Source organism: Methylobacterium sp. P1-11 (assembly GCF_008329595.1).
Classification (GTDB): Bacteria; Pseudomonadota; Alphaproteobacteria; order Rhizobiales; family Beijerinckiaceae; genus Methylobacterium.
In genome coordinates this window covers 15,988-24,166 of sequence record NZ_NPKS01000036.1, presented here as the reverse complement: position 1 = coordinate 24,166, position 8,179 = coordinate 15,988, and the positions used below count along the sequence as shown (strand labels likewise).

General features: G+C 63.9%; 15 protein-coding genes. All 15 read right to left on the bottom strand.

From position 1 onward, the window contains the following. Positions 1–9: 9 nt before the first annotated feature. Positions 10–270: a hypothetical protein gene (locus CIW48_RS27090; protein WP_149313524.1), complete on the bottom strand. Its 261-nt coding sequence runs from the start codon at positions 268–270 to the stop codon at positions 10–12. 270 nt (positions 271–540) lie between these two features. Further along, positions 541–792, bottom strand: coding sequence for a hypothetical protein (locus CIW48_RS27085; protein ID WP_149313523.1), 252 nt, complete (start codon positions 790–792; stop codon positions 541–543). Between the two features lie 222 nt (positions 793–1,014). Further along, positions 1,015–1,155, bottom strand: coding sequence for a hypothetical protein (locus CIW48_RS33535; RefSeq protein ID WP_173009417.1), 141 nt, complete (start codon positions 1,153–1,155; stop codon positions 1,015–1,017). Further along, positions 1,152–1,430: a hypothetical protein gene (locus tag CIW48_RS27080; RefSeq protein ID WP_149313522.1), complete on the bottom strand. Its 279-nt coding sequence runs from the start codon at positions 1,428–1,430 to the stop codon at positions 1,152–1,154. The genes CIW48_RS33535 and CIW48_RS27080 overlap by 4 nt, the downstream gene beginning before the upstream one ends. Continuing rightward, on the bottom strand, positions 1,423–1,674 hold the full coding sequence (locus tag CIW48_RS27075) for a hypothetical protein (protein ID WP_149313521.1): 252 nt from the start codon (positions 1,672–1,674) through the stop codon (positions 1,423–1,425). Before CIW48_RS27075 ends, CIW48_RS27080 begins: the two co-directional genes overlap by 8 nt. 576 nt (positions 1,675–2,250) lie before the next feature. After that, positions 2,251–2,946 carry an antitermination protein NusG gene (locus tag CIW48_RS33690; RefSeq protein ID WP_197739376.1) on the bottom strand — a complete coding sequence of 232 codons (696 nt, stop codon included), beginning with the start codon at positions 2,944–2,946 and terminating at the stop codon, positions 2,251–2,253. Beyond that, entirely contained in the window at positions 2,943–3,176 is a 234-nt protein-coding gene (locus CIW48_RS27065) for a hypothetical protein (protein ID WP_149313520.1), read from the bottom strand. Before CIW48_RS27065 ends, CIW48_RS33690 begins: the two co-directional genes overlap by 4 nt. Continuing rightward, positions 3,173–3,745 carry a hypothetical protein gene (locus CIW48_RS27060; RefSeq protein WP_149313519.1) on the bottom strand — a complete coding sequence of 191 codons (573 nt, stop codon included), beginning with the start codon at positions 3,743–3,745 and terminating at the stop codon, positions 3,173–3,175. Before CIW48_RS27060 ends, CIW48_RS27065 begins: the two co-directional genes overlap by 4 nt. Continuing rightward, positions 3,723–4,658, bottom strand: coding sequence for a hypothetical protein (locus CIW48_RS27055; RefSeq protein ID WP_149313518.1), 936 nt, complete (start codon positions 4,656–4,658; stop codon positions 3,723–3,725). Before CIW48_RS27055 ends, CIW48_RS27060 begins: the two co-directional genes overlap by 23 nt. Then, the gene (locus tag CIW48_RS27050) at positions 4,655–5,182 is read right to left on the bottom strand and encodes a DUF559 domain-containing protein (protein ID WP_197739375.1); all 528 of its coding nucleotides are present in this window, start codon (positions 5,180–5,182) and stop codon (positions 4,655–4,657) included. Before CIW48_RS27050 ends, CIW48_RS27055 begins: the two co-directional genes overlap by 4 nt. Further along, positions 5,179–5,313 carry a hypothetical protein gene (locus tag CIW48_RS34625; protein WP_281407393.1) on the bottom strand — a complete coding sequence of 45 codons (135 nt, stop codon included), beginning with the start codon at positions 5,311–5,313 and terminating at the stop codon, positions 5,179–5,181. Before CIW48_RS34625 ends, CIW48_RS27050 begins: the two co-directional genes overlap by 4 nt. Positions 5,314–5,441: 128 nt before the next feature. After that, a complete protein-coding gene (locus tag CIW48_RS27045; protein WP_149313517.1) occupies positions 5,442–5,774 on the bottom strand; it encodes a hypothetical protein in 333 nt (110 codons plus the stop codon). A 5-nt stretch (positions 5,775–5,779) separates the two neighbouring features. Then, entirely contained in the window at positions 5,780–6,697 is a 918-nt protein-coding gene (locus CIW48_RS27040) for a site-specific DNA-methyltransferase (protein WP_149313516.1), read from the bottom strand. Beyond that, complete coding sequence (locus tag CIW48_RS27035; RefSeq protein ID WP_149313515.1) at positions 6,694–7,143, bottom strand: VRR-NUC domain-containing protein; 450 nt, start codon at positions 7,141–7,143, stop codon at positions 6,694–6,696. Before CIW48_RS27035 ends, CIW48_RS27040 begins: the two co-directional genes overlap by 4 nt. Continuing rightward, entirely contained in the window at positions 7,143–8,165 is a 1,023-nt protein-coding gene (locus CIW48_RS27030) for a Bro-N domain-containing protein (protein ID WP_246695436.1), read from the bottom strand. The genes CIW48_RS27035 and CIW48_RS27030 overlap by 1 nt, the downstream gene beginning before the upstream one ends. Positions 8,166–8,179: the final 14 nt, after the last annotated feature.

Genomic DNA, 8,179 nt, shown 5'->3' with positions numbered 1-8,179 from the left:
GCTTGTGCGTCAGACCGGCAGGGCTTTCGACCGCTTCTCAGCGGCGGCAGCCTTCTGCTCCTGGTTCGCGGCTTCCTGCTCCTGACGGACACTGTCGCCCATGGCCACGTTCGCATCGGAGATGGCCGACATGTGGGCTTCCACGGCATTGAGAGCCGCCATCTGACGGGCGTTGAGGCCGGAGGCGCGGAGCTTCACGATCTCGGCGTGCAGAAGGCCGGTGGCCTGGGCCATGGCGGTGCTGTGGTCGAGAAGGTCAGTGTTAGCCATGGGAGGGCTCCTGTCGGAGGATGTCAGAGTTCGGCGATGCGCTGAGCGAAGCCGCCGTCAGTCTCTGCGAGAGAGCGGAGACGAAGGATGGTGGCGCCGACGCTGTGACGAACAGCGATGGGATCAGCCTGAGCGGTGCGGGCCATGTGCTGGCGATCGGTCAGGGCTGTGAGCTGTGTGGCTCGGCGAGGGCCAGCGGCAGCAGCACGGGCGATGCGAGCGTGGCTGAGGGAGAGGAGCGTGTCGGTGGGGTGCATGCCAGCGCTTCCGTCACTCTGATGGCTTGAGGCCGTACATGAGGTAGGTGAAGATCTCGTCAGCAGCGGCCATCACAGCCGCACGGTTCGCTGTCGTCGGCAACTCGGCCTTGGCCAGTTCATATGCGCGAGCACGAGTCTCAGCCAAAATGTTGGCGGGGATCGGCTTACTCCCGATTGGGCCACCAGACGGCGGCATCGGGATGCGCCAACGGGTTGCGTCTGGCTCGCGGTACGGATGAACGTGCGAGCTATCGAACAGCATCACCGCGCTCCCGTCATGAGATCGAAGCCGGCGCAGATCCAGGCTGCGTAGAAATGGCTCGGCAGGAACAGCCAAGTCAGGACAGCGTCAGGGTTCGGCATCGTCAGAACCCTGCGGTCTCAGCGAGGATGGCGATCAGGGCACAAACCAGCCCGGCAGAACCGATCACAGCGCCGAGGGCGAAGCCGGACAGCGCAGGATGCTCAAGCACCCAGGCTTCCATCAGGCGTACTCGGGGCTCTCAGCGATAACCCGGCGCGTCAGGTCGGCGATCTCTCCGTCCGCGACCTCGTCCCAATCCTCGGGGAGGAGATCGTCGGGGTCCCGGTCTAGCCGGACGTCGGAGAGATCGTCGGGGTTCACGCGGGTTCGTAGGTTGCCGCGAAGATGTCGGGCTTGCAGGGGTAGAAACGACCTTCCTTCTGCTCAGGCAAAATCCAGTCGCCGGGCTCTAGGAACGCCTTCTGCTCGTGCACGGTGATAACGTGCGGCCGGTCATCCTGCTTAAAAGTTTGAGCGCCGTGGCCTCGACCGCCGATAGTGGCATAGCCCATATCGTAGTGCACGCCAGGGTGCTCCACGCCGGGGAACCACTGGACAGCCTCGACCTCGACAGGCTTCTTGCGGAAGCTAGGCAACTTTGGCCTCTTCGAGCGTCACCAAGAATGGCTCCGGCCGCCTCGGATTGGCCTGCCAAAACTCGAACTTGTCGCGGTAGTCCTCGCCAAGGACGAACTTGACGGCCATGTCTTGGTCAGTAACGCAGGCGGCGAGCGCGCCCTCCAGGGTCGCATAAACGCCGTTCAGCTCCCAGGCATCCGGGCCTTGTTCCGGTAGGAGCGTACACAGCGCCCAAACCACCGGCTTCGCTTTATCGGCCATCAGGCGCCCCCGCTCGTGATGGCGTCCATCGCAGCCTTCAATCCAGCATAGCCGCGGAGGTGGGCGCTGATTGCCCGCTCCAATCGCTTACGGGCTTCACTGGCGGCTTTCTCAGCCTCAGATGAGGCTTGGGAGCCAATTCCAAGCCGGCCCTGCCGTAGGGCTCTATTTTGGAAAATGTCGAGCGCCGCAGCGATGTCGGCCGGGATTGTCTCGGGCATGAGAGGATCCGGCTGAGGGTTCAGAACGGGCCACCCGGTATGAGCGGGGCAAAACCGGCTGATCAGGTCCGGCCGAGGTCTCAGCCTCTGGCGGAGCGCCACCGCGCCCATCCTGACTTGACGATGCCGGCAGTTGATAAGCTCGCGACCAGGATCGCTGCGCCTATCGCCCATCCAAGACATCGAACTGATTGCCCGAGCGCTCTGCGCTCAAGGGCGGAATTTGAAGACAACAATCCCGACGCCTCGATCGCCTTCGATCGTGGGCCGGGGTCCGAAGTGGGCCAGACTGCCGTAGCTGTCGCCGCGGTTCGGAAATGTCCTGCCGCGTAACATGCATGCCGGAAAGAAAATGTCAAGCAGCCTCCACCTGTTGAACCTCCAATTCTACAGGTGTCGGCCGCCCAAAGATGTCTACTGCGACCTTAAGCCGGCCAGTTCGCTCGTCAATGCCCTCGACGGTAGCGTTGAACGAGGCGAACGGACCTTCGGTGACACGGACCACGCCACCGATCTGATAGACGATCTCGCTGGCAGCATCGTCATCGCCGCCGAAACCCGTGATACAGTCCGCGAAGTTCTGCAGATCGTCGGCACTGATCGTCATGTGCCCGCCGCCAGGACGCTGCACGACACCGGAGCGACCATAGCCGGTCAGGTCATCGTAAACGCCAGGGTGGCTTTCGACGTGGCGCAGCTCCTGCCAGTCTCGCACTCCGACGAAGATCAGCCGGCGCAGAACCGGGATCAGGGCCAGCCGCACCTTGCCGATGTCGGACACTAGCCGGATCGCCTCGCGGGCCTCAAACACAGGCGTGCCGCTCGCGGTGATCTGCTCAGCGGCCTTGGTCGCCCAGCGCGGCAGGGTGCGGATCACGTACCATGTGCGGGTCGGATCGACCTCGAAGCGCTCCTGGCGCTCACGGGCAGCCATGTAGGCGCCGGCCCGGACCGACTGCATGTTGACGGCCACCGTCCGCTTGACGGCCTTCTTCCGCGACCGCTCGCGGGCCTTCTCGCGACGGAGGGCTCGACGCTGCTTGTTGGTCACGCGGCAGTCTCCTGGGTCACGGGCTCTTCCTCGTCCTCAAAGGGCGACTGCTCTTCGTAGGGGTAGAAGTGGTGGTGATGGTTCACCGTCAGTTCGAAGCTGGTCGGTAGATCGTCCAGACTCCAACCAGATCGCCCGAAAAGCCATTTCGCGATGCAAACGGCCGCGACGACCCAGAACACGAAGGTGAACGCGTTCTCGTTGATGAACTTAAGGGCTTCGACGCTCACGCCTTCACTCCCTCAATCTCTTGAGATTTCGCTTTGGCTTCGGCTTCTCGAAGGGTGGAGAGAGCTTGAAGACGGTCGGCATGGGCGGTGCCGGCTTCTCGGGTTCGGTTGCCGGCGCTGGCCTCGGACAGCTCGGCCACGATCTCGGCGAAGCGGCGGGATACCTCGGCCCGCTCCTCATCGGTCGGCGGCACGTAGATCTCGGCATCCAGCACCGCGTTGATCTTCGCGCGCTCGTACTGGGCTTCCGCGATCAGGCGGCGGCAGACGGTGGCGATCTCGCCGGGCTTCGGGGCGTGGATCCCCTCCCCTTGAGCAGCTTCTAGAAACTGCGCACAGGCCGCCTCGACGGCCCAGGCCGGGTACTTGGTGAGCGTCATGAGGAACGCCGCCTTCTGAAGCTTGCGTGTCTCCTCATCCACGTTGGGCACGGCCATCACGGAGCGGAGCAGGCCAACCGAACGCAAAACCGTGGCACCGTCACAGGGCTGAAGCTGCTCGTCGAGGTGCTGCCGACGCTCAACCAAAGCCTGACGCTCCTCAGCGCTAGGCTCGGCCGCCGCCGACAAGGCGCAGCGGCGCCACTCGCCAGGGATCGGCTCCAGCTTGTTGTGCAACCTGCTGGTCAGATCGGCGACCGCCCGGCTCACCGGGACGATCCCACGGGTCTGCGTCACCGTTGAAAGGGCGGTTGTCATAGCGGCCTCCGGTCAGTTCGGCATTCGCGTCGATGGCTTCGCTTGCCCAGAAATCTGCGCTCTTCGGCGGCGTCCGCTGCCGTTGGCCAGCGCCTCTCGCCGAGAACTTCACGTCGTTCCGGCACCACGTCCGCCAAGCGGCTAGCCAGTCGGCCATGATCGTTCCCTTGCCGGCATGGTAGTCGACGAACTGCGGCCAGATCACCGCGGCGCGGGCGGGTTCAACGCCGGCCTTACGGGCTGCCGCGATCTCATCCTCTGCCAGAACCCATGCCGGCTTGATCTTCGTCCGCCTCGGGCTCGGCGCCGCAGGCGCGCTCTCCGAACGAAGTGAGGAGATATCTTGAATGAGTTCAGTGCCTTTAATGTCTTCTTCTTTGCGTCGCTGGTGCGTCGTAGGTGCGTCGCTGGTGCGTCGCGTCTGCGTCGGTACGTCGGTTTCAGGTAGGCTAACCCTTTGAAACCGGTCGTATTTTAGGATCGTGATGTGCGTCGATTTTTTGTCAGCCGACGCACAGATAATTTCACGCGAAATCAGGCGCCCCAGGTAACGGCGCACGCGAGCCTCAGACCAAAGCCATTTCTCGGCGAGGAAGCGGGTAGAGAAGGCGCACTGACCGCGCGCGAGGTCGATGGTGCCGCTACCGACACGGATGCGCATCGGCTTCCACGCGGCCTGCCCAACGAGCCAGATGAACGCCTCGCGCTCGCTGAACTCGCCATCAGCAAAGTCCGGATCCGACCAGATGCCGCGGTCTACCGCAAAGACGCCGCGCTCGCTCATGACGGCAGTCCGATCTGCCAACACGTGTGAGCCCAGTTCATTACTTCGCGGGCGCACCCCAAGGGGTCGCGGTAGATCTCCGAACCCGTGAACCGAAACACACGATATCCGGCTTCCTGCAGCCTCCTATCGCGCGAACGATCCCGTTGCGCCTGCTCCTTGGTCCGCTCGTGGAACTCGTGCCCGTCGCACTCGACGACAGCCATGTGGTTCTTGTCCGCGAAGTCCCTAACGATGAAGAGAAAATCGACTGGCCAATCGAGGCAGCGGACCTGATGGCCTTCATATAAAACAAGGTACTCGGCCGCAAAGGACGCGAGATCCTCGTCCGGCAATATCGGCATCGAATACGACGATGTCATATCCGGGGGCTCAAGTTTCACGATTGCCGCGATGGCGCGAGCGAACAGCGCCTCTATGGGACTTCCGAAGTGCGGCAGATGCAGGTCGTGAGCGCTGGCTATCTGCGCGCCAAGGATCTCCTGAGCATCGGAAATCAGACGATCAATGCCGCCTTTTTTCATGCGCGCTTCCCCTTCAGAACTTCGCTCACGCGACCTTGATTGATCACCAGCTTGCGGGCGATCTCGACCTGGGTCATGCGCGGGTTGGAGGCCTTGAGAGCCCGGATGGCTTCTGCAAGGTCTTCCGACATGGGTTGGGAGACTGTGGGTGGTCTTGGGCCAGCCGGACGGCGCCGAAGCTCGTCAGCAAGGCCCGCAAGCTCAGGAAGGCCACGCTCAGCCGCTACCTCGCGGAGACGGTCGGCTATCTCGGGGATCCTCATGCGGCTCTCCCGAACAGATCCAAGGTGGGTGCAGCGGTCTCGTCGCTTGGCTTGGCGAGAGGAGACGGGCAGAGACGTCGTGCGATCTCAGCCTCGGCAGAAGACCGGCAGGAGGCGTCCGCACAGGTCAGAATGCCCGCCGTCGTCAGCGTCTCTCCGAAGCCGTAGCAGGAGCGCTGGCCGCAGAAGTGACACCAGCGCTCTAGAGCCTCACGAGCTGCACGCTCGCCAGGGATCGCAGCGATATGCGCGTTCCGACTGAGAAGACGGAGGTTGAAGTAGAGGCCGGCTCTGCCCGGCACGGTCGGATCAATGATGCGATCTGCCATCGCCATCACTCCGCAGCCACGGAGGCGAACATGCCGCCGTCACGCGCGAGGCGGTCACGGGCCATCGTCGCGTAGGCGGGGTTCAGTTCGATCAGGATGGCATCGCGTCCGAGGCGATCGGCAACGAGGCCAGTTGTGCCGGCGCCGCCGAAGGGATCCAGAACCGTGCCGCCAGCCGGGCAGCCCGCCTTGATGCATTTCTCAACCAGATCGGGCGCCATGGTCGCGAAGTGCGCTTCGCCGTATGGCTGCGTGCAGATGCTCCAGACCGACCGCGGCTGCCGCAACTCTGTCGGCATCCAGCCCTTGGCGGCGCCTCGACCACCTCTGACAACCTGCTCCGGCCGGGCGTACCCATTGCCGGATGGGTGTTCGCAAACAGCAGGCTCTTTGATCGCATCAAGATCGTAGGCGTAACGCGCCGAGCGCGTCAGCATGTAGACCATCTCATGCGAAGGCGTCGTGCGATCCTCGACGCTCGACGGCATCACGTTTGGCTTGTGCCAGATGATCTCGTCGCGGATCCACCAGCCGTCCGCTTGTAGGCCCAGCGCGACACGAGCCGGGACCATCATCCGGTCCTTAGCCTTCAGTCCGGCAGGCACCCGCTGCGCATTACTCTTTCCGAAATCGAGCGCCTGATGCTTAGACTGCGGGACCTGGTAGGATCGATTGGCGGCGTAGCTGTCGCCGATGTTCAGCCAAAGTGTGCCATCCTTCCGGAGCACGCGCCGCACTTCGCGGAAAACCGCCACCATCTCGGCAACGAACGCCTCAGGCGTCTGCTCAAGCCCGATCTGGCCGTCAACGCCATAGTCACGCAGCCCGAAGTACGGCGGGCTCGTCACGCAGCAGTTGACGCTCTCGTCCGGCAGTGAACGAAGCACGTCGCGGCAGTCGCCCGTGAGGATGCGCACGCTCATGCCTCCCTCCGGACAATGAGGCTGTCGTTGGAGGGAAGACGCCAAGATGCGATCAGCTCGCGCGCTTCCTCAATGCTGCGGGCGACGCCGACAAAGCATCCAGCATCGGCAAGCGCATCGTGGCAGCGCTCCTGATGCGGCTCGGGATCTTCGCCGGGCGCCTTGACCTCTATGAAGGCCGAGTACGGGCGGTCATCGTCCATCCGCCCGAACCATTCGATGTCAGGCCAGCCGGGCTTCGTACCAAGGGCTGCCGAGCGGATGCGCTCAGAGCGCAGCGCCCCTTCATTGCGAGCGTGGTGCAGGTTCGCTGCGGCGCCGCGCGGCAGCGACCAGCGCAGGTACGACAGGATGGCTTCATGCACCGTGTCCTCGGCCACAGAGCGACGCGAGGCGCGACGCTTGCGGCCGGTCATGATCTGCTGTGCGATGGAGGGCACCGGCATCAGGGCGCCCCCACCAGCGACAGGTGCCCTTGATGTGACGGGCGCGTGCGCTGAGCCTTCTTGCGGCGCTGCCGATCAATCTGATTGCGGATCTGCTCCGCGCCGAGCTGCGCGCCGAACAGCCACTCCGTCCCCTTCTCACGCGGGAAGCGCCAGGGCATCGACGGGTTGAGGTGAGCGGGCGTCTTGAAGCAGCCGTGGCCGGCGGTGAAGGTGAGGACGCGGCCAGTAACGAAGGCCGAGGTGCCACGGACGCGCTGGCCGGGCTTGATGCCTGCGAGGCTAATCAGATCGTCAGAGGTGACCGTGGAGGCGAGATCGACGGTCGGGGCGAGCTTGCCCATCTCGATCCGGCCGGCAGCCTCCAGCGCCAAATCTGCGGCAGCCTCGACGTTGGCGAGCTTGGCCGACAGCTCCTCAATCTGCCGCATCAGCGCGGGATCGGAGGCGTAAGCGCCGTGCTTGCGGATCGTCGGCAGCACCTCCTCAAAGACCCAACGCTCAAACCGCAGGGCAGCCGGGAGATTGCTCTTCACGATGAGCCGAAGCACATCGGGCTCAGACAAAACCCGGACCTCCTGAACGCCGCCGGAGGTCGAAAGGGGGTACCGTTTCGTTACCCCCTTGCAGTGGTCAGCCATGGCCTTGCTGGGATTGGTATATCCAAGCTGCTCGGCGACATCCTTGCCGACGAAGAACATGCTGCCATCAATGTCGATGACGCGGATGGGTGCGTTCTCGAAGAAGAGCGCGAGCGCGGGGCCGGCGGGCTGGGCAACGGTCATCGGGGCCTCCTGATCAGCGGCGGTCTCTTCCTGGGCTTGGCGGATGATCCGTCTGACCTGCGAGGCGCCGTTCAGAGCCGCCCGGTGGTCACTCGGCGTCACAGGCGCGGTAGTGCGGCAGCGGCGGCCGTTCACTTCGAAGTCGATACGGTGATGCTTCCCACCGCGGCCGACCGCGTAGGCAATGCCAAGCTCGTCCAGCACGGCCGTGACAGCGTCTAAGCAATCGTTCTTCACGGCTGGCCTCGTGC